The sequence below is a fragment of the Streptomyces ficellus genome (assembly GCF_009739905.1).
Classification (GTDB): domain Bacteria; phylum Actinomycetota; class Actinomycetes; order Streptomycetales; family Streptomycetaceae; genus Streptomyces; species Streptomyces ficellus_A.
Map to the genome: position 1 here is coordinate 6749185 of NZ_CP034279.1, position 21234 is coordinate 6770418.

Annotated in this window: 21 protein-coding genes; 9 read left to right on the forward strand and 12 right to left on the reverse strand. The window is 73.6% G+C overall.

Translation table 11 applies throughout. The features are described from left to right. The first annotated feature begins 156 nt into the window (after positions 1-156). From EIZ62_RS30315 to EIZ62_RS30325, 3 genes are all read left to right on the forward strand, one after another. The gene (locus EIZ62_RS30315; RefSeq protein ID WP_156695855.1) at positions 157-570 is read left to right on the forward strand and encodes an SRPBCC family protein; all 414 of its coding nucleotides are present in this window, start codon (positions 157-159) and stop codon (positions 568-570) included. A 78-nt stretch (positions 571-648) separates the two neighbouring features. Continuing rightward, a complete protein-coding gene (locus EIZ62_RS32630; RefSeq protein ID WP_156696674.1) occupies positions 649-882 on the forward strand; it encodes a hypothetical protein in 234 nt (77 codons plus the stop codon). Positions 883-924: 42 nt separating this feature from the next. Further along, positions 925-2391 (forward strand): aminotransferase class I/II-fold pyridoxal phosphate-dependent enzyme, encoded by a 1467-nt coding sequence (locus EIZ62_RS30325; protein WP_156695856.1) that lies wholly within the window; start codon positions 925-927, stop codon positions 2389-2391. A gap of 116 nt (positions 2392-2507) precedes the next feature. Here the strand turns inward: EIZ62_RS30325 and EIZ62_RS30330 are convergent, their stop codons facing one another. Together EIZ62_RS30330 and EIZ62_RS30335 are read right to left on the reverse strand one after the other, a co-directional pair. Further along, a complete protein-coding gene (locus EIZ62_RS30330; RefSeq protein WP_425281862.1) occupies positions 2508-3731 on the reverse strand; it encodes an amidohydrolase in 1224 nt (407 codons plus the stop codon). Between the two features lie 69 nt (positions 3732-3800). Next, positions 3801-5039, reverse strand: coding sequence for an FUSC family protein (locus EIZ62_RS30335; RefSeq protein WP_156696676.1), 1239 nt, complete (start codon positions 5037-5039; stop codon positions 3801-3803). A 146-nt stretch (positions 5040-5185) separates the two neighbouring features. Here EIZ62_RS30335 and EIZ62_RS30340 point away from each other — a divergent pair, with 146 nt between their 5' ends. Both EIZ62_RS30340 and EIZ62_RS30345 read left to right on the forward strand, forming a co-directional pair. Then, positions 5186-5995: an SDR family oxidoreductase gene (locus EIZ62_RS30340; protein ID WP_156695857.1), complete on the forward strand. Its 810-nt coding sequence runs from the start codon at positions 5186-5188 to the stop codon at positions 5993-5995. Positions 5996-6051: 56 nt separating this feature from the next. Continuing rightward, positions 6052-6585, forward strand: a complete 534-nt coding sequence (locus tag EIZ62_RS30345) for a 2'-5' RNA ligase family protein (RefSeq protein WP_156695858.1) — start codon at positions 6052-6054, stop codon at positions 6583-6585. A gap of 56 nt (positions 6586-6641) precedes the next feature. Here EIZ62_RS30345 and EIZ62_RS30350 read toward each other — a convergent pair whose 3' ends face one another. The 5 genes from EIZ62_RS30350 to EIZ62_RS32795 all read right to left on the reverse strand — a co-directional run bounded on the left by EIZ62_RS30350 (position 6642) and on the right by EIZ62_RS32795 (position 11999). Beyond that, positions 6642-8300, reverse strand: a complete 1659-nt coding sequence (locus EIZ62_RS30350) for a catalase (protein WP_156695859.1) — start codon at positions 8298-8300, stop codon at positions 6642-6644. A 78-nt stretch (positions 8301-8378) separates the two neighbouring features. Further along, positions 8379-9164: a metallophosphoesterase family protein gene (locus tag EIZ62_RS30355; protein ID WP_156695860.1), complete on the reverse strand. Its 786-nt coding sequence runs from the start codon at positions 9162-9164 to the stop codon at positions 8379-8381. After that, complete coding sequence (locus EIZ62_RS30360) at positions 9161-9415, reverse strand: hypothetical protein (RefSeq protein WP_156695861.1); 255 nt, start codon at positions 9413-9415, stop codon at positions 9161-9163. The genes EIZ62_RS30355 and EIZ62_RS30360 overlap by 4 nt, the downstream gene beginning before the upstream one ends. After that, entirely contained in the window at positions 9412-10257 is an 846-nt protein-coding gene (locus tag EIZ62_RS30365; RefSeq protein WP_244376041.1) for a nucleotidyltransferase family protein, read from the reverse strand. The genes EIZ62_RS30360 and EIZ62_RS30365 overlap by 4 nt, the downstream gene beginning before the upstream one ends. Positions 10258-10400: 143 nt before the next feature. After that, positions 10401-11999: a collagen-binding domain-containing protein gene (locus EIZ62_RS32795; RefSeq protein WP_156695862.1), complete on the reverse strand. Its 1599-nt coding sequence runs from the start codon at positions 11997-11999 to the stop codon at positions 10401-10403. Positions 12000-12133: 134 nt separating this feature from the next. Between EIZ62_RS32795 and EIZ62_RS30375 the strand changes: the two genes are divergently transcribed. After that, complete coding sequence (locus tag EIZ62_RS30375) at positions 12134-14074, forward strand: ABC transporter ATP-binding protein (protein ID WP_244376043.1); 1941 nt, start codon at positions 12134-12136, stop codon at positions 14072-14074. Position 14075: 1 nt separating this feature from the next. On the opposite strand, the gene EIZ62_RS32070 is transcribed toward EIZ62_RS30375, so the two are convergent. Further along, positions 14076-14927: a GNAT family N-acetyltransferase gene (locus tag EIZ62_RS32070; protein ID WP_244376045.1), complete on the reverse strand. Its 852-nt coding sequence runs from the start codon at positions 14925-14927 to the stop codon at positions 14076-14078. A gap of 49 nt (positions 14928-14976) precedes the next feature. Between EIZ62_RS32070 and EIZ62_RS30380 the strand changes: the two genes are divergently transcribed. Then, positions 14977-15585, forward strand: a complete 609-nt coding sequence (locus EIZ62_RS30380) for a DUF6629 family protein (RefSeq protein WP_156695863.1) — start codon at positions 14977-14979, stop codon at positions 15583-15585. 49 nt (positions 15586-15634) lie between these two features. Here the strand turns inward: EIZ62_RS30380 and EIZ62_RS30385 are convergent, their stop codons facing one another. Further along, the gene (locus tag EIZ62_RS30385) at positions 15635-16513 is read right to left on the reverse strand and encodes an NAD(P)-dependent oxidoreductase (protein ID WP_156695864.1); all 879 of its coding nucleotides are present in this window, start codon (positions 16511-16513) and stop codon (positions 15635-15637) included. A gap of 123 nt (positions 16514-16636) precedes the next feature. Between EIZ62_RS30385 and EIZ62_RS30390 the strand changes: the two genes are divergently transcribed. Beyond that, positions 16637-17008 (forward strand): winged helix-turn-helix transcriptional regulator, encoded by a 372-nt coding sequence (locus EIZ62_RS30390; protein ID WP_156695865.1) that lies wholly within the window; start codon positions 16637-16639, stop codon positions 17006-17008. 185 nt (positions 17009-17193) lie between these two features. Here the strand turns inward: EIZ62_RS30390 and EIZ62_RS30395 are convergent, their stop codons facing one another. The 3 genes from EIZ62_RS30395 to EIZ62_RS30405 are packed head-to-tail and all read right to left on the reverse strand — an operon-like array spanning position 17194 to position 19657. After that, entirely contained in the window at positions 17194-18003 is an 810-nt protein-coding gene (locus EIZ62_RS30395) for an amino acid ABC transporter ATP-binding protein (RefSeq protein ID WP_156695866.1), read from the reverse strand. An 8-nt stretch (positions 18004-18011) separates the two neighbouring features. Next, on the reverse strand, positions 18012-18812 hold the full coding sequence (locus tag EIZ62_RS30400) for an amino acid ABC transporter permease (RefSeq protein WP_156695867.1): 801 nt from the start codon (positions 18810-18812) through the stop codon (positions 18012-18014). After that, positions 18809-19657: an ABC transporter substrate-binding protein gene (locus tag EIZ62_RS30405; RefSeq protein ID WP_156695868.1), complete on the reverse strand. Its 849-nt coding sequence runs from the start codon at positions 19655-19657 to the stop codon at positions 18809-18811. The genes EIZ62_RS30400 and EIZ62_RS30405 overlap by 4 nt, the downstream gene beginning before the upstream one ends. 429 nt (positions 19658-20086) lie before the next feature. On the opposite strand from EIZ62_RS30405, the gene EIZ62_RS30410 reads away from it, so the two are divergent. Beyond that, on the forward strand, positions 20087-21232 hold the full coding sequence (locus EIZ62_RS30410; RefSeq protein ID WP_156695869.1) for a 3-dehydroquinate synthase family protein: 1146 nt from the start codon (positions 20087-20089) through the stop codon (positions 21230-21232). Positions 21233-21234 lie beyond the last annotated feature (2 nt).

The following is a 21234-nucleotide window of genomic DNA, read 5'->3' on the forward strand; positions in this document are numbered from 1 at the left end:
CACACTGCCCCGGCTGGTTCCCCCGTCCAGCCGGGGCTCTCCTTTTCCCGCCGCGCCCCGGCCCGCTTCAGTCCCCGCCGACCGGGCACTCGTCCCCTCGCACGACAGAGAGCGAGACCGAGAGCGACAGCCGACGAGACGAGGAACGGTGGAGCGATGACCGAGTACGAGCGATCCCGCACCATGCCGGCACTGCCGGAGCACGTCTTCGACCAGGCGGCCGACGTCGGCCGGCTCGACACCTGGCTGCCCGAGGCCCTGCACGTCCACCCCGGGGACCTGCCCGCCGTCACCGTCCACGAGGACCGCACCGACGAGGACACCTCCGCGCTGCTGCGGGCCCGCAAGGACCAGATGCGCATCGAGTGGGGCACCAGCAAGCAGGGCAGTTACGCCGGATGGCTCCAGGTCGCCGGAATCGGCAGCGGCGCCAGCGAGGTGACCGTGCACCTCTCGTTCTTCGACGAGAGCCACGACCCGGGCGGCGGGCCCGTCAACGACGCCCTCGACCGGAGCCTGCAACGCCTGGAGGACCAGGTCCGCACGCGCGTCGACAACGCCGCGGGCTGACCCTGCCGTGCCCCGCCCGAACGCTACGCCGTCGCCGCCTCCGGCCGCTGGACCGACGAGGAGGAGGGCCACGGGCGGCTGCCCGCCGGCAAGGTCCACGCCTGGGAACCCGGCCTGAACCAGACCGTCTGCCGGCTGTCCCTCAGCAGGTCCCGCCTCGACCGCTTCCCGCACGTCGACCGGCAGGACGTCCTGCCCGAGACCGGGGGCGCCGCGGACCGGGTCCAGCGGGTCCGCCCCCGCTGCGCCTCCGTCGCCGGCCGCGGCGACGGCGCCCGGCCGCGCCGGCAGAGCATCGACCCCCGTCCGTGATCGTCCCGTTTTCTCCCTGGTTCGCGCGGGCACTGGGGTGCCATGGACCATTCACAGGCACCCGTGCTCGACGCCCTGGCCGCGTACCACTCCGAGAAGCAGACCCCCTTCACCCCGCCCGGCCACAAGCAGGGCCTCGGGGCCGACCCGCGGGTACGCGCCGTCCTCGGCGACGCGGTCTTCCGCTCGGACGTGCTCGCCATCAGCGGCCTGGACGACCGGATGTCCTCCCGGGGCGTCCTCGCCAAGGCGCAGGAGCTGATGGCCGACGCCGTGGGGGCGGAGCACACGTTCTTCTCCACCTGCGGCAGCTCCCTGTCCGTCAAGGCGGCGATGCTGTCCGTCGCCGGACCGCACGAGAAGCTCCTCGTCGGGCGTGACGCCCACAAGTCGGTGGTGTCCGGGCTGGTCCTCGCCGGAATCGTGCCCGTCTGGGTGGACCCGCAGTGGGACGCCGAACGCCACCTCGCCCACCCGCCGTCCGCCGAGGCGTTCCGGGCCGCCTTCGCCGAGCACCCCGACGCCCGCGGCGCCCTGGTCACCACGCCCACGCCCTACGGCACCTGCTCGGACCTGCCCGCCATCGCCCGGACGTGCCACGACCACGGCGTGCCGCTCATCGTCGACGAGGCCTGGGGCGCCCACCTGCCGTTCCACCCCGAGCTGCCGACCTGGGCCATGGACGCCGGGGCCGACGTCTGCGTCACCTCCGTCCACAAGATGGGCTCCGGCCTCGAACAGGGCTCGGTCTTCCATCTCCAGGGCGACCTGATCAACCCCGACGTCCTCAAGAACCGCGAGGACCTGCTGGGCACCACCAGCCCCTCCGTGCTCCTCTACGCCGCCCTCGACGGCTGGCGCCGCCAGATGGTCCAGCACGGCCACGCCCTGTACGACGACGCGCTGGCCCTCGCCAAGTCGGTACGGGCCCGCATCGCCGAGATCGACGGCATGCACGTCCACGGGCGGGACGACTTCTGCGGCCCCGGCCGCGCGGCGGACCTCGACCCGCTCCAGGTCATCGTCGACATCTCCCGACTCGGTACGACCGGCTACCGGATCGCCGACTGGATCCGCGAGCACCATCACGTCAACCTGCACCTGTCCGACCACCGCCGCACCAGCGCCCAGCTCACCCACGCCGACGACGAGCGCACCGCCGACGTGCTGATCACCGCGCTGCGCGACGCCGCCGCCCACGCGGGCGAACTGCGCCCGGCCACCCCCGTCGGGATCCCCGACCCGGCCGACCTGCGCCTGGAGCAGGTCGTGCTGCCGCGCGACGCGTTCTTCGGGCGGGTCGAGCAGGTGCCGTGGGAGGAGGCCGCAGGCCGTGTCACCGCCGAGATGCTCACCCCCTACCCGCCCGGCATCCCCGCCGCCCTGCCGGGGGAGAGGCTCAACTCGGCGGTCCTGCACTACCTCCGCAGCGGCGTCGAGGCCGGCATGGTCGTCCCCGACGCGGCCGACACCCAGGTCAAGACGATCCGGGTGAGCGTCGAGGACTGACGGGCCGAGGGACCGGAGGGCCGGTCATTGGCGCGGCCCGCCGTGCGGGGCCGCTCACCCGCACGCCCCCGGCGGTCACCGCGAGGCGGTTCGTCCCGCCCGACGGTGACGGGGCCTCACAGGCCCGCCGCGGCCTTCTCCCGGTGGCCCGCCCACGCCCGCTCGGACACATCACGGCGCAGCAGCACATCGGCCGCCGTGCAGGCCAGCGCCTCCGCCGCCGCCAGCATCACCCGGCGCCCCTCCGGCCCCGCCGCCGCCTCGGCGAACTCCGGCGTGTGATCCGACGCCTCCGAGCCCATGATGGCGACGAAGGGGTGGATCGCCGGCACCCTCGTGCTCACGTTGCCGATGTCCGAGGACCCCAGGTACACGCCCGGCACCGGCTCCGACAGCGCGACACCCGCCCGCTCCAGATGGCCGGCGAACAGCTCCGACAGCACGTCGCTGGCACGGAAGTGCTCGTAGCGCCCGCCCACGCCGGTCACCTCCACCCGGGTCCGGGTGGCGAGCGCCACGCCCTCCGCGCACCGGCGCAGCTCCTCCACCAGGTCCTCCAGCGCGGCCGTCGTCGCCCCGCGCAGCCCGAACAGGCCCTCCGCGTACTCGGGGACGATGTTGGTGGCCCGGCCGCCGTCCGTGACGATGCCCTGGACGTGCGAACCGGCCGGCAGCCGCCGGTCCAGCACGCCCAGGGTGTTGAACAGCTGGATCAGCGCGCCCAGGGCGTCGACGCCCTCCGTGGGGTTGCCCGTCGGGTGCGCGGCCCGCCCGTGGAACGCGACGCGGATCTGCGCGCTGGCCGTCAGCGGCGCCCACGACCAGCTGTGGACGCCCGGGTGGAACATCAGCGCCGCGTCCACCCCTTCGAACAGGCCCGCGTCCACCTGCACCACCTTGCCGCCGCCGCGCTCCTCCGCCGGAGTACCGACCGCCAGCAGCGAGCCCGGCACCTCACCGAGCGCTCCGCGCACCGCGAGCGCCGCGCCCAGCCCGGCGGCGGCGATCAGGTTGTGCCCGCACGCGTGGCCCAGCCGCGGCAGCGCGTCGTACTCCATCAGCAGGGCCACGCACGGCCCGTCGCCGTTCCCGGCGCGGCCGGTGAACGCGGTCGGCAGACCCGCCACGCCCCGCTCCACGCCGAAGCCCTCCCGCTCCAGCTCCCCGGAGAGCAGCCGCGCCGCCTCCCGCTCCTCGAACGCCGTCTCCGGCGCGCGGTGCAGCGCGAGACTCACGTCCCACAGCCGCCCGGCGCGCGCGCCGACCTCCTGCCTGATCCGGTCGTACACGAGCTGCGCGTCCTGCGGCACGAGGGCCTCCTCCGTCGGGGTTGCGGACACTCGCACGTGTTCCACGTCCCGGGCGCCCGATGCGCCGGGCGGGCACGTGGGTACGAGAGAAAGGACGGGTCAGGTCTCCACGCCGGGGCGGCGTTCGGCGCCGTCCTCGTCGCGCAGCCGGCGGCGCAGCGCCGCGAGCCTCGGGTGGCGCTCGCTCAGTTCCGCCGAGCGGCGGTCCAGTTCCTGCATGAGGCGCTCGCTGCGCTTGTCGAGGTCCAGCTCGTCCAGGATGCGGTCGATCTCGGCGAGCAGCGCGCCATGCAGCTGCCACTGCCGGGGATGCTCCTGCACGTCCTCCAGCAGCAGGTCGGCCACCCGGTCGCGGGTGACCCGGCTGGCCGCCAGAGCGGCCGTCAGCCGCTCCTCGGCCTCCTCGGCGTTCGCGGCCACCTGGGTGGTGATGAGCGAGGCGAAGCTCTCGATGGCGTCCGCCATGTGCCCGAACAGCTCCCGCAGCCCCTCCGACACGTCCGGCGGGAGCAGTGACTCCTCCGTACGGAACTTCGCCAGGTCGGTCAGGCTGCGCGTCAGCACCCGCAGCACCACCGCGCAGATCTCCAGCGTGTCCAGTCCGGTCCGCAGGACGACCCGGGACAGGAGTCCCTCCCGGACCCGCGGGTTCATCCGCAGGCTCTCCTCCGCCTGCCGCAGCGAGGCGTCGACCTCCACGATGTCGTGGTCCAGCCGGCGCGCCTCGTGCAGCCGGGCGGCGGCGTGCGGGAAGGGGATGTGGCCCTCGGCGATCTCCGCGCCCATGTCGCGGAACATGTTGCCCATCCCGCGCGCCAGCCCGTCGATGGACGCCCCGGCCGTCTGCACCCACACCGGGGGAGCGAACAGCAGGTTGAACAGCAGCCCCACCCCGGCGCCGATCAGCGTCTCCAGCACCCGGTGCCAGGCGGCCGACGTCGCCTGGGAGACACCGAGGACGAGCATGGCGCTGATCGCCACCTCGGGCACGAACTCGTTGACCCGTACGTAACGGCCGATGATCAGCGCGGTGAAGATCGTCAGCCCGAGGCTCCACCAGGTCAGCCCGACCAGCGCCGTGAAGCCGATGGCGATCAGCACTCCGACGACGACGGAGTTGACGCGCCGGATACCGGTGGTGAGCGTCGAGTACAGGGTGACCTGGACGACCAGGAGCGCGGTCAGCGGCGCCGTCAGCGGCGCGGGTTGCGCGGGCAGGACCGTCAGGGCCACGACATAGGAGATGACGGCGGCGGCGGTGGAGCGCAGCGTCTGGGCCGCGACGGGTTCGGTGGTCCGCCGCACCAGTTTGATCACGGGTGCTGATACGTCCGGCATCCCCTTCACGTGCCCGATCATGAGCCACTCACCACACTCCAGCCACAGGAACCCCTCGTACGCCGTTTTGCCTCACCCGTGACGTGGTACGGGTGGTACGGCCCAGGGCACGCCCCCCGTCCCGATCCGCCCGCCGAGGAGGCACGATGAACCCGCCCGCGCACCGGGGCACCCCCGTCGCGATCGTCACCGGATCCGACTCCGGCATCGGCCGCGCGACCGCGGTCCGGCTCGCCGCCGCGGGCATGGACGTCGGCATCACCTGGCACACCGACGAGGAGGGAGCCCGGCGGACCGCCGAGGAGGTGCGCGGCCACGGGCGCCGCGCCGCCGTCGCGCACCTGGACCTGACCCGGCTGCCCGGGGCCGCCGGAGTCGTCGACGACCTCGCCCGCGAACTGGGGCGCCTCGACGTCCTGGTGAACAACGCCGGCACCGGCACGGCGACGCCCTTCCTGGACATCACGTACGACACCGTGCGGGACGTGCTCGACGTCGACCTGATGGGCCCGTTCCTCTGCTCGCAGGCCGCGGCGCGCCGCATGATCGAACAGGGCGACGGCGGACGGATCGTCAACGTGACGTCGGTGCACGAGCACCAGCCGCGCGTCGGAGCCGCCCCCTACTGCGCGGCCAAGGGCGGTCTCGGGCTGCTGACCCAGGTCATGGCGCTGGAACTGGCCGAGTACGGCATCACCGTCAACGCCGTCGCGCCCGGTGAGATCGCCACCCCGATGACGGGCCAGGACGACGAGGACGTACGCCGGCAGACCCGCCCCGGCGTGCCCCTGGGACGGCCGGGCGACGCCCGCGAGGTCGCGGCCGTCATCGCGTTCCTGGCGAGCGAGGACGCCTCGTACGTCACCGGCGCGTCCTGGGCCGTGGACGGCGGCATGCTCCGCATGGGCCCGATGGCCGGCTCCCACCTCGATAGCGACACCTGGCGCCGCCCCTGACCGGCCACGACGCCGTGTGTCGTGTGACGGCGGGCGGCGCCCCGTAGGCTGCGGCGATGCGTACGGTCGAACTCCTGCTGGACGAGGCGGCGGACCTGGTGGTCCGGGAGGCATGGCGGCGGCTCGCGGACGCGGGGCTGCCCAGCCAGGCGCGTCACCGCAGCCCGACCAACAGTCCGCACCTGACCCTCGCCACCTGCCCCGAGCTGACCGCCCCGATCCGCTGGGAGCTCGCCGCGGTGGCCGCCGCCCTGCCGCTGCCCGTGCGGTTCAGCGGCGTGATCCGCTTCGAGAGGCCCGTCTCGGTGCTGGCGTGGGCGCTGGAGCCCGACGCTGCGCTGACCGCCCTGCACCGGCAGGTGTGGCAGGCGGTCGCCTCCGACGGCCCGCCCGACTCCCGCAACCCCCTCCACGAGCCGGGACGCTGGCGCCCGCACGTCACGCTCGGCCGGACGCGCCGCGCCGGCGCGTTCGCCGGCCGGCGGATCGCCGAGCTGCTGCCGGAACCCCCGCTCCTCGCCCGGCTCGTCACCCTGCGCAGCTACGACACGGAGAGCGGAGCACTGGAAATTCTGTCCCCCCGCCCGTAGCGGCACGGCCGAGGGCCCCGCCGGGTCGGCGGGGCCCTCGGGGTGGGAGGGGGGTGTCAGCGGTTCACGACGTGCCGTTCGTTGGGCACGCAGTGGGTCATCGTCAGCCCCTCGACGTCCCGTGGCGGGTTCTCGCCGAGGTTGTCCAGCCGCTTGCGGTCCTCCTCGGTGAGGTCCTGGCTCGCCAGGGGTTCGAGGTGGGCCACGTCGCGCGGGGCGATGCCGAGGCCCTCGCCGACGCGCAGGCCCAGCTCGTTCTCGACCAGCAGGAAGTGCCAGACCATCCGCTCCTGCACCGGCCGGTCGCACTGCCCCAGCAGGGTGACGAAGTTGTTCACCAGGTCGTCCCGCTCCCACTGCTCCATCAGCAGGTAGCGCTGGCCGGCCTGCATGTAGTCGTTGGTGCGCGGGATGCGCTTGCGGGTGAGCCGGCCCCGGACCTCCGGGCCCTGCTCGTCGTGCGTGGGGTACTGGCCCTCGCGCAGCCCGCCCCGGATCGACGGCTCGTAGTTGACGTCCGGGTTCTCACCCTGACCGTCCACCTGATACGTCATCAGCCCGTCGCGCTGGTTGGTGCGCACGTCCGCGTTCTTGGCCTGGTTGACCGGGAGCTGGAGGTAGTTCGGGCCCACCCGGTAGCGCTGGGTGTCGCTGTACGAGAAGGTCCGGCCGACCAGCATCTTGTCGTCCGAGAAGTCCAGGCCGTCCACCAGCACACCGGTGCCGAAGGAGATCTGCTCGTTCTCGGCGAAGAAGTTCTCCGGCATCCGGTCCAGCACCATCCGGCCGACCGCCTTCGGCGGGAAGTCCTGCTCCGGCCAGGTCTTGGTGTCGTCCAGCGGGTCGAAGTCCAGCTCCGGGTGGTCGTGGTCCTCCATCATCTGGACCAGCAGCTCCCACTCGGGGTGGTCGCCGCGCTCCACCGCCTCGTACAGGTCCTTCGTGGCGTGCCCCAGGCCCTCGGCCTGGACGTTCGCCGCGTCCTCCTCGGTCATGCTGCGCACGCCCTGCTTGGGCATCCAGTGGTACTTGACCAGCACCGTGTTGCCCTCGGCGTTCACCCACTTGTAGGTGTTGACGCCGAATCCCTGCATGTGGCGGTAGTCGGCCGGGATGCCGCGCGGGCTGAACAGGTTGACCAGCATGTGCATCGACTCCGGCGTCTGCGACATGAAGTCGAAGATCCGGCGCGGCTGCTGCTCGAAGGTGACCGGGTTCGGTTTGAGCGCGTGGATCACGTCGGGGAACTTGATCGCGTCCCGGATGAAGAAGACGCCCAGGTTGTTCCCGACGAGGTCCCAGTTGCCGTCCTCGGTGTAGAACTTCACCGCGAAACCGCGCGGGTCGCGGGCCGCCTCGGAGGAGTCACGGCCTCCGATCACGGTGGAGAACCGCACGGCCAGGTCGGTGCGCTTGCCCCGCTCCTGGAAGATCTTGGCGCGGGTGTAGCGGCTGATCGGTTCGTCGCCCCACGCGCCGTACGCCTCGAAGTAGCCGTAGGCCGTCACCCCGCGGGCGTGGACGACGCGCTCGGGGATGCGCTCCCGGTCGAAGTGGCTGATCTTCTCCAGGAACTGGTAGTTCTCCAGCGTCGCCGGGCCCCGGGCGCCGACGGTGCGCTGGTTCTGGTTGTCGTAGACAGGGTGGCCCTGCCGGTTGGTGAGTACCTTCCGGTCGTCGCCGGGTGCGGGACCCCGGCTCGAAACGTCGGTCACGATCCTCGGCTCCTCTGTTGCTGTGGTGGGGGATGCGTCGTGGTGTGTCCTCTATGTCGCAGTATGCCCCTTATTCGCTTAGTGGGCCGCCACCCTGTCGGCCCCCGCCGTCACGTCACCGTCGCCGCCGCCGTCACCGGCGTGCACGGGCAGGTGGTACACGGCGAACGCGCGGCCGATCACCGGCTGGGCCACGTTGCGCACCCGCACCCCGTCGCCGGTCATCCCGTGCTCCGTGCCCATGTGCGCGTGACCGTGCACGGCCAGGTCGGCTCCGCCCTCGTCGATCGCCTCGGCCAGCAGGTAGCTGCCCAGGAACGGATAGATCTCCAGCGGCTCGCCCGCGAGCGTGTCCGGCACCGGCGCGTAGTGCGTCAGCGCGATCCGTACGGCGCAGTCGGCGTCGCTCAGCATGGTCAGGGACTTCCGCAGCCCCTCCGCGCAGCGCCGGGTGTAGCGGATGAAGTCCTTCATCTCCGGCTCGCCGAACTCACCGCCGCTGCGTCCGGCGAAACCACCGCCGAACCCCTTGGTCCCGGCGACGCCGACCCGCACGCCGCCGACGTTCACCACCGTGCCCTCGCCCTCCAGCACGGTGACGCCCGCCCGGTCCAGCGCGGCCGTCACCTCCGCCTCCTGGTCGCTCTGGTAGTCGTGGTTGCCCAGCACGGCGACGACCGGCACCCCCAGCCCGGCCACCTCCCGGGCCACGACCTCGCCCTCCTCGGCCGTGCCGTGGCGGGTGAGGTCGCCGGCGAGCAGCAGCAGGTCCGCCTGCTCGTGGATCTTCTCGAAGGCCGGTCGCAGGGTGCCCGCGCTCGCCGGGCCCAGATGGATGTCACCGACCGCCGCTACTCGGATCACGACAGCTCCTCGGGGTGGTCGGGGGCGTCCGCGCGTACGACGACCAGGTCCTCGTGCAGGGGCAGCCCGGCCAGCTCCTCCCGCGCGATGCGCAGGATCTCGGCCCGGCAGTCGGCGCTGGCGACCGTGCCGTACAGCACGATGCCCGCGCCCCGCTGCTCGATGCGGATGCCCAGCTCGGCGATGTCCTCGGATGCCAGCCGGTCCCGCAGGTGGGCGATGCGGTACTCGGCGGTGTCGGCGGCGCTCATGGCGTGGCCTCCGGTGGCTCGATCACGTTCAGGCGCTCCAGCAGATAGAGGAACGCCTCAGGCATGGGAGAGCCCTCGCTCTCCCGGCGCAGCAGCTCCCAGTCGATCTTCTCCCGCAGCGTGCGCGCGATCGGGAGGACCGCACCGAAGTCGCAGTGGTGCTCGGAGAAGGCGGCCAGCAGACTGCCCACCAGGTCGGTCGGTGCCAGCACCGGCATCCGCACCGAGTCCACCGGCAGGGTGTGCGCCCGGTCCAGCAGCTCGTGCGTCACCGGGTGCCGGGCGAGCTCGAAGATCAGGTCGATCTCCTCGCCGTGGCTCCGCGCCTTGATCAGCCAGTCCTCCGGCGGCACCCGCACCGGGATCCCGGCGGCCTCCAGGGCCTCGGTGACCGCCGCGGCGTCCTCGCGCAGGATGGCGAAGTCGGTGTCGTGCTGGAGGCTCTGCGGCACCCCGTGCGCGTACGCCGCAACGCTGCCCGCCAGGGCGAAGGGGAGCCCGGCGCTCTTCAGCAGCGCCGCCACCTGCTTGGTGGCCTCCAGGATGGCCTGTGTACGGTCCGGAGGATGGCTGCTGCCGGGGTTCCCGCCGGTCCCGGCGTCTCCGCCCGGGGTGCCGGGGCCTCCGGCGCCCTCGGTTCCGCCGGTGCCGCCGGCCGGCGAACCGCCGCCCGAGGGCGCACCGAGGAGCGCGCCGTCGGGCTCGCCCTCCACGGCTCTGCCTCCGGCCAGCCGCAATCCGGTGGTCCCGGTCGGCCCGGCGGGTCCGGTGCGCTCGGCCGCGCCCCTCGGCGGCTCGGGGAGCCCGCCGGGCTGGGTGGCGTCTTGCGGTTGGTTCCTCACGGGTGCTCAGCCCTCCTCGTCGGCCCTGTGGGAGGCGGTTCGGGTACCCGGGGCCCCCGCCTTTATGGCTCGTTCGCCGGTACGCGCGGATGACCGGGTGGTACGGCGGCGCCACCCGGCCCGGCCGTCCCGTCGCCCCCGGCTCACTCGCCGGGGTCCTGGCGGTGGCGGCGGGACGCCCTGGTGAGGACGGTCCCGGTGGCGACGAGCAGCGCGGCGCCGGCGCCCAGGAGCCAGAGGCGGGCGCGGGACCCGGTCTCCGCCATCCCGGTGGCCGCGTCGGGGGAGGGATCGGTGACGGACGGCGCGGCGGGGGCCGCGGGGGCCGCGGGGGCGTCGGGAGTCCCGGGGGCCGGGGCGTCGGGGGCCGGGCGGGCTTCGGTGACGGCCGGCGGTACGACGGGGTCCGGGGCGGCGGGTCCGGCCTCGGGGTCCGCGGCCTCGGGGTCCGCGGCCTCCGGGGCTGATGGCGGTTCGCCTTCGGACGCCTTGGGCGGTTCGGCCTCGGGGCCCGGTGCGTGCCGCAGCCCGGCCTCGGGTGCCCGTGCCGGTTCGGCCGCCCCAGCAGGGCCCGCGTCCGGCAAGGGCGCGGGGCGCGGCGCCGGGCGCGTGCCGCAGCGCGGTTCCGCCGCGAACGGGGCGTGGTGGAGGGCGCCCGCGTGGGGGTCGGCCTTCAGTGAGCGGACCACGACGTCGCCCTCGATGTTGGCCGGGTTCCGGTCGGTGAGGTCCGCCCGTGGCGCGTAGAGGGATCCCCGCAGGGTGGCGCCGCCCGCCGTGAGCGTCAGGTCCGTGGCGTCGGCGAAGGCCCACAGGATGTACGGCGCGTCCGCGGCGGTGACACCGGTCATGGCGGGCGTGCGCCAGGACAGCTCGCCGTTCTCCGCGGTCGTGTCGACCACGATCACGAGCGGCCGCGTCGCGGTCGGCCGGTTCCCGAAGTCCAGCGTCCGGAGGTCCACGAGCCGCGTGCCGGTCAGCCGCAGCACGTTCGTACGCGCGTCGGCCAGCCGGATCCGTGCCGTGGCGCCCGGTCCGGACGGATCGGCAGGCCGTACCGTGCCGGGGCACCGGGCGAGGGCGTCGGCGCGCCGACGGTGGCCCGCGAACAGGGTGCCGAAGTCGACGAGGCCCCGCGCGGGGGCGACCGACGAGGACGGCTGCGCGGTGGTCAGCTCGACGCGCGGCGCCGTGTCGTAGCCGGCCCCGGCGGCCACCACTCGGGTCTTCACGGGCGAGCCGTCCATGCCGGTGGCCCGGGTGGCACTGCCGGCCGGGTCGCCGACCTTGACATAGCCGTCGCCGGCCACCCGCAGGACCCCGTCGGCGGCACTGGAGGCGAGGTCGACGGCGCCGTCGACCAGGAGCGCGGTGGGCCGGGCGTCGCCGGGGGCCACGAAGCCGCCCGTGGCGGGCGTCGTCACGGTGTACCGCGAGCCGATGGACAGGTCGCCGCCCACGGCGACGGCGCTCCCGGCCCCGGTGCCGGCCAGCAGCGCGTCGCGCCGTGTCACGACCCCGAAGCTGTGGTTCGCGGCCATCGGGTTGCCGGCCGCGAGGCCGCCCGCCGCCGGGTCGCCGGTCAGGGGCGGTGCCCGGTGCGCCGCCGGGTGCGCCGCCGCGACCGCGGGTCCGGCCGCCGGTCCGGTCGCCGCTCCGGCCGGGTGGGGGCCGGCCGCGCACAGCCCGCACACCACGGCGGGGATCACCGCCGGAGCCAGGGCACGTCCAGTCAGTCGCATAGCGGAAAAATAGGATCATCGGACGGGTGGGGGTGGCGACACGCCCGTCCCCGGGGGTGACGTTTCACCCGGTTGGCGGTGGGGGAGCGGTTGCTGCGACGGCAATGGCGCCGCGGCCGGCGGGGGTGGGGATCGTGCGTGCGAACAAGCTGTTCCGGCGGACCTGGAGGACCGAGCCGCCCGTCTCCGACAGCGAACGCGAACTCTTCGGCGGCGCCCTGCGCTACGACGTCGGCTGGGTCAAGCACGAGTACGCCCTGCTCGACCTGAAGCCCCTCGCCGCCGTACGCGCCCTGCCCCACCTCGTCGGCGGCACCCTGCGCCTCGCCCGGGAGTCCGACCGGCGCGCACTGCTCACCGTCGGCGTCGCCGAGATCGGCCAGGGCATCGCCCAGGCCGTGGGCCTGCTGCTGACGAACCAGGTCCTGCACGCCCTCTTCGCCGCCGGCACCACCGCCGACCGCCTGCGTGCCGCCCTGCCCGCGCTCGTCGCCGCCGGCGGGCTCGCCGTCGTCAACGCCGTGCTCGCCTCCCTGTCCACCGCCGGCACCGGCCGCCTGGAACCGAAGGTGGAACGCCTCGCCACCGAGAAGTACCTCCACCGGGCGGCGGGCGTGGAACTCGAGGCCATCGAGGACGGCGCCTTCCGCAAGCTCCTGGACTCCGCCCAGTTCGGCGCCGTGGCCGCCCGCAACATGATCGGCGCCTGCGTCGGCGCGCTCAACGGCGTCTTCACCATCGTCGCCGCGGCCGGTGTCCTCACCGTGCTGCACCCGGCGCTCCTGCCGCTGCTGGTGCTGATCGCCCTTCCGCGCGGCTGGGGCGCCATGCATGTGGCGCAGCGCCGCTACGCCTCCCGCATGAGCTGGATCGAGCACGAACGGGCCGCCCGGCTCGTCAACAACCTCATCACCAGCCGGGAATCGGCCCAGGAGGTCCGCGTCCACCAGGTCGGCCGCTACCTCCTCGACAAGTTCCACGACATGGCCGAGACCTCCGAGGCCGAACAGACCCGCCTCGCCGACGGACGCGCCGCCACCGAGCTGCTGGCCGCCGCGTTCTCCGGCGCCGCCGCCCTCCTCACGTACGCCGCCCTCGGCGTCCTGCTGGTCACCGGCAGCATGGACATCGCCATGGCGGGCACCGCCGCCCTCGCCGTACGCACCGGGTCCGCCAGCCTCAGCGCGCTGATCACGCACATCAACAACCTGCACGAGGAGTCCCTCTACGTGCGCGACCTCGACCGCTTCACGGCGGCGGCCGAGATCCGCGCCATCCCCGCCGGCGGCACCCCCGTCCCGGACTTCCCCGAGAAGATCACCTTCGAGAACGTCACCTTCCGCTACCCCGACCGCGACGAGCCCGCGCTGCGCGGTGTGTCCCTGACCATCGCCGCCGGTTCCGTCGTCGCGCTGGTCGGTGCGAACGGCTCGGGCAAGTCCACCCTCGTCAAGATCCTCGCCGGTCTCCACCGGCCGGGCGACGGCCGTGTCCTGTGGGGCGACACCGACCTCTCCGAGGCGGACCGGCTGGACGTCTTCCGCCATGTCGCCGTCCTCGACCAGGACTTCCAGCGCTGGCCCTTCACCCTCCACACCAACATCCGCATCGGACAGCCCGGCTCCGCACCCGAGCCCGGCCGCGTCGAACGCGCCGCCGCGTACTCCGGCGCCGACCGGCTCGGCACCAGCCTGCCGCGCGGCTACGACACCCTGCTCGCCCGCCAGTTCCGGCACGGCTCCGAACTCTCCGGCGGCCAGTGGCAGACCGTCGGCCAGGCCCGCTTCCGCTACCGCGACGCCACCCTCGTCATCGCCGACGAGCCGACCTCAGCCCTCGACCCGGAGGCGGAGATCGAGTCCTTCCACCGCATCCGCGCCCTCACCGGCGAGGGCCGGACCGTCGTCCTGGTCAGCCACCGCATGGCCGGCATCCAGTCCGCCGACGTCATCCACGTCCTCCACGAGGGCCGGCTCGTCGAATCGGGTTCGCACCAGGAGCTGATGGACCTGCCCGGCTCCCGCTACCGGCGCATGTACCTCCTCCAGGCCGACCAGTACGGCAGAAACGGGTGACTCACCCCAGCTCCAGGGTGGTGATGCCGAAGACGCGCTCCTGGGCGAACGGCCGCACCGGCCCGGTGTACATCCGGGCCGTCGCGAACGTCGGCACCAGGCCCCGCGCCAGCGCCAGCCGCACCGCCGCCGCGTTCGACTCGGGGACGTCGACGGCGATCCGGTCCGCCCCGGAGGCGGCAACGAGCGCGTCGAGCAGCACCTCCGCGTCGTCCGGAGTGTCGGCGAACAGCGGCCCGACCCGGGCCTCCGCCTCGGCCGGGCGGATCACCCCGTACCCCGTCACCCGGCCGTCCACGACCCGCGCGAGGGCCCGGTGGCCCGGCGCGCCCAGCCACCGCTCCAGGAACCGGGGCCGCTCCGCCGGACAGCAGGCGCCGTCGTACGCGGCCAGGGCGGCGAACCCCACCTCGGCGGCCGGCACCACCCCCGGGCCCATACCCGGTGCCCCTCCCGCCACCGGCCCGGCGTACCGCGCCGAGCGGTGCGCCAGGACGAAACCCGAGCGGCGGTAGTTGTCCTGCTGCGCGGGTACCCCGTCCAGGCCGACCGTGCGGTCCCCGGCGTGCGCCAGCGCCGCGTTCCAGGTGGCCAGGCCGTGTCCGAGGCCGCGCCGGTCGGGGCGCACCAGGTAGAAGCCCAGGAACGCGTACGTATCGCCGTAGTTGACGACCGAGATGGCCGACACCGGCTCCCGCTCGTCCGCCAGGCGCCCGAGGAAGAACCCGTCGGGGTCCTGCGCGAAGAAGCACGGCCCGTCCCGCAGCCCCGGGTTCCAGCCCTCCGCGGCGGCCCACTCCCGCACCAGCGACCACTCCCGCTGCGTCGCCCGCGACACCTCAAGCCCTGACAAGACGATCTCCTCCCGGCCGCCGAACGGTTGCCCCCGTACGCTACCCAGCATGTGCTGGAGCGCCACGGCCGATCTCGCGGCGGGCACCGTCATCACCGCGGTCGGCGCCGTCTGCGTGGCCCGCGCCCGGGAGGTGCGCGAACTGCCGATCGCCGCGCTGCCGCTGCTGCTGGGCGCCCACCAGATCGTCGAGGCGGCCGTCTGGAACGCCGGCGGCGGCAGCGGCCCCGCGACCCTGGCCTGGGCGGTCATCGCCCTGCCGCTGCTGCCGCTGTGGGTGCCGCTCGGCGTCCTGCTCGTCACCCCGCCCGGGCGGCGCGCCCGCCTCGCCGCCCCCGCCGTCGCCGGGACGCTCACAGCCGCCGCGCTCGCGTACTGCCTCGCCACCCGGCCCGTCACGGCCGACATCCGGGGCCGCACCATCGGCTACGTACTCGACCTGCCGTACGCGCCGCTGCTCATCGCCGGCTACCTCCTGGCCACCGTCGGCGCCCTGCTCCTCGCGGCGGACCGGACGCTGCGGCTGCTCGGCGCGGTGATCGCGGCCGGTGCGGCGCTGTGCGTCGTGCTGTGGCGCACCGAGTTCGTCTCCACCTGGTGCGCCTTCGCCGCCGTGGCGTCCCTGGTCCTGCTCGCCCGGACCCGGCGGGCCGCCTGAGGGCCCGCGGCCCCCCCGTCCCCGCGGCCCCCCCCGTCCCCGCGGCCCCTCAGGCCGGGTGCCTGATGCTCTCGATGATGCGGGCGAAGCCCTCGTCCCCGTGGCCCGCGTCGATCTGGCGCTGGATGAGCCGCTGGACCATGTCCACCACCTCGGTGCTGACGCCCTGGCCGGAGCTGGCGGCCAGGATGTCGTCGAGGCTGGAGAAGTGGAGGCTCTGCTGCCCCTCCACGGTGTAGTCCCCGCCGTCGACGACCGCGCCGAACCCTTCGAACCCGCCGGTCATGGCGGTCAGCCACGGCGCGGCCAGGGCGGCGAACGCGCTCGCCGTCACCCCGGCCGGCGCGACCATGGCGGCGCCGTGCAGGAAACCGGCGAACATGACGTACATGGCGGCGAGCAGGGCGAGGTCGTACAGGGGCGCCAGTCCGGCGTCCTCACCGAGGTAGGTGCTGGTTCCCCAGAGGTCGAGCAGCGGCCGGTACTGGTGGAAGGCGTCGGCCGACCCGCTGTAGAGGACCGACGCCCCGGGCCCGCCGATCATGTGCGGTACGGCCATGATGCCGCCGTCGAGATAGGTGATCCCGGCCCGGGCGGCCCAGTCGGCCAGTTCCCGTGACTGCTCGGGTGACGTCGTCGTCACATTGACCAGGGTCCGCCCGGCCAGTTCGCCGGCGAGCGGGTCGAGCACCTCGTGGACGGACGCGTGGTCCAGCAGGCACGCGATCACCACCTGGCCGGCCCGGACCGCGTCACCCGCCGTGCCGGCGGCCTCGGCCCCCCGCGCGACGAGGCCGTCCGCCTTCCCCGGCGAGCGGTTCCAGCACGTGGTCGGGTATCCGGCCTTGAGCAGGGCGCCCGCGAGAGCGCTGCCCATCGCCCCGAGGCCCAGCACGCTCACCCGGACGCCGCTGTCGGTCGTTGTCATCTCCGCTGTCTCCCTCTTGTTCGTGACCTTCAGTCAGATCCTCTCCGGCCGCTGTAGAGTTGACCAGTACGGACTAAATAGTGGGGTACTCACCTGTGGGTAAGTGACCCCGGGGGAGGCAGGATGGCAGCGCGGCGCGGACCGTACTTCTGTGGCATCGACGCGGCGATGGACGTGGTCACCGGCAAGTGGAAGTCGCTGATCCTCTGGGAGCTGCACCACCACGGCACCCGCCGCTTCGCCGAGCTCCGGCGCGGCCTGCCCGGCGTCAGCGAGAAGATGCTGGTCCAGCACCTGCGGGAGATGGAGGAGGACGGCCTCGTGCACCGCGAGGTCTACCGCGAGGTGCCGCCGAAGGTCGAGTACTCCCTGACCGAGCACGGCGTCTCGCTCAACGCGGCCCTGGCGTCCCTGGGGGAGTGGGGCGCCGCACGCATGCGGCGGATCGGCGCCGAGAAGGTCTCCTACGACGGGTCCGTGCCGGCCCGGCGCTAGGTCGTGTCCGTCAAGTCTCGCCTGGCCCGTGACGCCCTGCACGCACTGTCGCCGCGTTGTCGTCGGTCGCCATGGCTCCGCCATGTCTCCCTCCTCCGCCTTGCGACAGCACGCACCGGACGCCACGACCCCCGCCCTCCGGGCGGACGCCGCTACTTTCCGGACACTCCCCAGCCGGCGAAACGCTAGAGGCTCTTCTCCGGTCCCGGCTGTTCGGCGGCGGCCGGGTCGAGGATGCGGTTCAGGAAGTGCCGCGTCCGCTCGTGCCGCGGATCGCCGACCACACGGGCGGCCGGGCCCTCCTCCACGATCCGTCCCTCGTCCATGAACACCACCCGGTCGGCCACCTCGCGGGCGAAGCTCATCTCATGCGTGACGACCATCATCGTCATGCCCTCCGCCGCCAGCATCCGCATCACCGCCAGGACGTCACCCACCAGCTCGGGGTCGAGCGCCGACGTCGGCTCGTCGAACAGCATCACCGCCGGGCCCATGGCCAGCGCCCGGGCGATCGCCACCCGCTGCTGCTGGCCGCCCGACAACTGCGCCGGATAGGCGTCCGCCTTCTCCGCCAGCCCGACGCGCGCGAGGTTCTCCCGGGCGACCCGCGCCGCGTGCGCCTTGGCCCGGCCCAGCACCCGCCGCTGGGGCAGCGTGAGGTTCTCGACCACCGTGACGTGCGGAAACAGGTTGAACTGCTGGAACACCATGCCGATCCGGCGGCGCACGGCGTCGATGTCGACGTCCAGGTCGGTGACCTCCGTACCGCCCACGAAGACCTGGCCCCTGGTGGGCTCCTCCAGCAGGTTCACACAGCGCAGCAGCGTCGACTTGCCCGAGCCGGACGGCCCGATCACGCACACCACCTCGCCGGTGGCGACGTCCAGGTCGATGCCCCGCAGCACCTCGTGGTCGCCGAAGGACTTGTGCAGCCCCCGGATCTCGATCTCGCTGCGTCCCGGCGCGGGCACCGGTGCGGGCGTGGACGTGGGCATCGTCATCCTCACCTGGCCCTGGCGGCACGTGCTTCGAGGCGGCGCACCACGAAGCTCAGCGGAATCGTCACCAGCAGGTAGCACAGGCCGGCGACGAGGATCGGCGTGGAGTTGGCGGTCTGGCTGGCCAGATCCCGCCCGAACTTGGTCAGCTCCCGCTCCTCCAGGGTCACCCCGAGGAACAGCACCAGCGAGGAGTCCTTGAACAGCAGCACCAGCTCGTTGGTGAGCGGCGGGATGATGATGCGGTACGCCTGCGGCAGAATCACCGACACCATCGCGCGGGCGTGCGAGAAGCCCAGCGAACGCGCCGCCTCCATCTGGCCCTTCGGCACCGCCTGGATGCCCGCCCGGATCGTCTCCGCCATGTACGCCGCGGCCACCAGCCCGAGGCCGAGGGCGACCTTGCCGTACGTACCGCCGGGGATCTCCGTACCGGGGAAGGCGAGCGGCACGGCCACACCGACGAAGATGAAGATCAGCAGGGCGGGCAGGCCGCGGAAGATCTCGATGTAGACGCTCGCGGCCCACCGGTACGGCGCCACCGACGACAGCCGCATCAGGGCGACGACCAGCCCGAGGACGAGGCCGAAGACGAAGCCGGACACGGTGTACACCACCGTGTTGCGCAGCGCGATGGTGATGATGTCGGGGAAGAGCTGCCCGGCCAGGTCCGCCTGCGCGAACTGGTTCTGGAGCCGGTCCCAGTCGGCCAGAACGGCGATCACCACGATCACGGCGACGAACACCGCGTACTGGATGCCCTGCGAGACCCGGCGCCGCTGGCGCCTCGTCAGCCGTGAGGTCACGACCGGCCCTGGGGCAGCGGCCCGATCCACTGTTGGTAGATCTTGTCGTACGTGCCGTCGGCCCTGGCGTCGGTGATCGCCTTGTCGATGGCGGCGCGCAGCTTGGTGTTGCCCTTCTTCACCGAGAAGCCGTACTGCTCACCGGTCTGGATGTTCTGCCCGAGCGTGAACGCGTCGGCGTTGGCCTTGTCCTTGAGCCAGCCGCTCACGACCGGGTAGTCGATGACGACGGCGTCCACCTGGCCGGTGCGCAGCCCGTTGAGCACCGCGTCGGAGCTCTCGAACGCCACCGGGTCGAAACCCTGGCCCTTGGCGTAGCTCTCGCCGGTCGTCTCGGCCTGCGCGCCCAGCTTCAGCTTCTTCTCCTTCACCTGGGCGAGGGTGGTGACACCGCTCTTCTTGGTGGCCAGGAGGGCCTGGGTGGCGTCGAAGTACGGGACGGAGAAGTCGACGTTCTTCTTGCGGTCCGCGGTGATCGTCATCCCGGCGGCCGCCAGGTCACACTCGCCGGAGTTGAGGAACGCGCCGGTCTTGAAGTTCTCGAACGGCGTGTCGAGGATCTCCTGCTCGACCTTCAGGTTCTTCGCCACCAGGTCGACCAGCGCCACGTCGAACCCGACGACCTTGCCGTCCCGCTCGAACTGGAAGGGCGGGTACGGCAGATGGGTGCAGGTGGTGAGCTTGCCCTTCTCGACCACGGGCACCCCGCCCGCCGCCTGGCCGGGCCCCTCACCGCCGTTCCCGCACCCGGTGGCGGCCAGCGCCAGCCCGGCCGCCGCGGCGGCCGCGGTGAAGACGGTACGGGTGCGGTGGGCGCGTCGCTTGCCGCCGGCGTTCCTCGTCACGGTTGACCTCCATGCGCGCGTGCGCGGCCTCGGACGGCGCCGGGGCGACGCCGGGTGACGAGGCCGCCGGGCGTGAGCGTACGCAGGTGATCGTATGACACCCCGCGCGCCCCGGCGCGGAGATCGGCCACCCGGACGCGACCCCGGACCACCGGGTCGCGGCCCGTCCCCCGCGGGGCGCCGCGCCGGCCCGGGGCCGGTGTCCCGGGCCGGACCGGGACCGTGTCCCGCCCGGCCGGGTGGCGGCCCGGACCGCGGTCCCGCGGCGGGCCCCAGGGGCGTCCCGACCGGGCCGGGCGCCCGGCCCCACGGCGTGCCCCGCGAGGAACGGGCAGGTCAGGGGCCGTGAGAGGACCGGATCCTCAGGCGTATGGGACAGCGGGCGCCCGACGGTGAAGGGGCGACATTCCACCACGTACCAGTGAACGAGTGAACGAGCCCCTCATGAACACCACCGGCACCACCCCAGGCACCACCCCACCGACCATCGGCATGAACCGCGCCATCCTCGCGGGCAACCTCCACTTCCCCGTCCTCGTACGGGGCGGGGAGGACACCTGGCCGGAACTGACGGGCATCGCCACCGACCTGGCACCCGACGCCTTCTGGCTGGTCACCGACGAGGGCCTGCCCCGCGAGCACACCGCCGCGGTACTGGGCGCCCTCAGCCCCGCCGCCGCGACGCGCGTCCTGCGCGCCCCCGCGCCGGACGCGGCCTGGGACGTCACCCCGGCCCCGGACACGGTGGTCGTCGCCGTCGGCGGCAGCGGCGTCATCGAGGCCGCCGCACGCCTGGCGACCCGCCCGGCGCGCCCGGCGCGGCTGATCCTCGTGCCCACCACCCCACGGGCCATGACCGACACGGCCCTCACCCTGGAACACCCGGCCACCCACGGCCTGGCGCCCACCCTCGTCTGGGCCCAGCTCGACCTGCTGCGCACCCTGCCGCCGGACGAGCTGCGGACCGGGCTCGCCGCCACCGTCCGGAACGTCCTGGCGGTCAGCCCGTCCTTCTACGACACGGCCGCCGCCCTGCTGCGACCCGACGTCACCGGCTTCGACACCCGCCTCATGGCACGCGTCGTCGCCCTCAACGCCGACATCCGCGCCACGCTCATGTACTACGACCCGAGCGAGCAGGGCCCGGCCATGGCGTTCAGCTACGGCCGCACCGTCGCGGACGCCCTGCTCGCGGCGGGTGCGGGACTGAGCGAGGGCGACGCCGCAGCGCTCGGGATGCTCGTGGCCGCCCGGGCCGCCGTCCTGCTCGGACTGCTCGACCCGGCCGCCGAACGGGCCCACCACGAGATGATCGCCCGCTGGGGAGCCCCGCGCGAGCTGCCCGCCCCGCTCACCCCCGACACCGTCGCGGCGGTCGTCCGGCGCGGCGCGGCACCCGGCCCGGTACCGGCCCCGGACGCCGGCCCGGCCCGGATGGTGCTGCTCGACGGACTGGGCGCCCCCCACGTCGTACGCGGCCGGATGCTCACCGAGGTCGACGACGACGTCCTGCGCCCCGCGCTCGACGCGATCGCCACTCGCGCCCCCGCACCCGACCTGATCATCACCCACTGAAA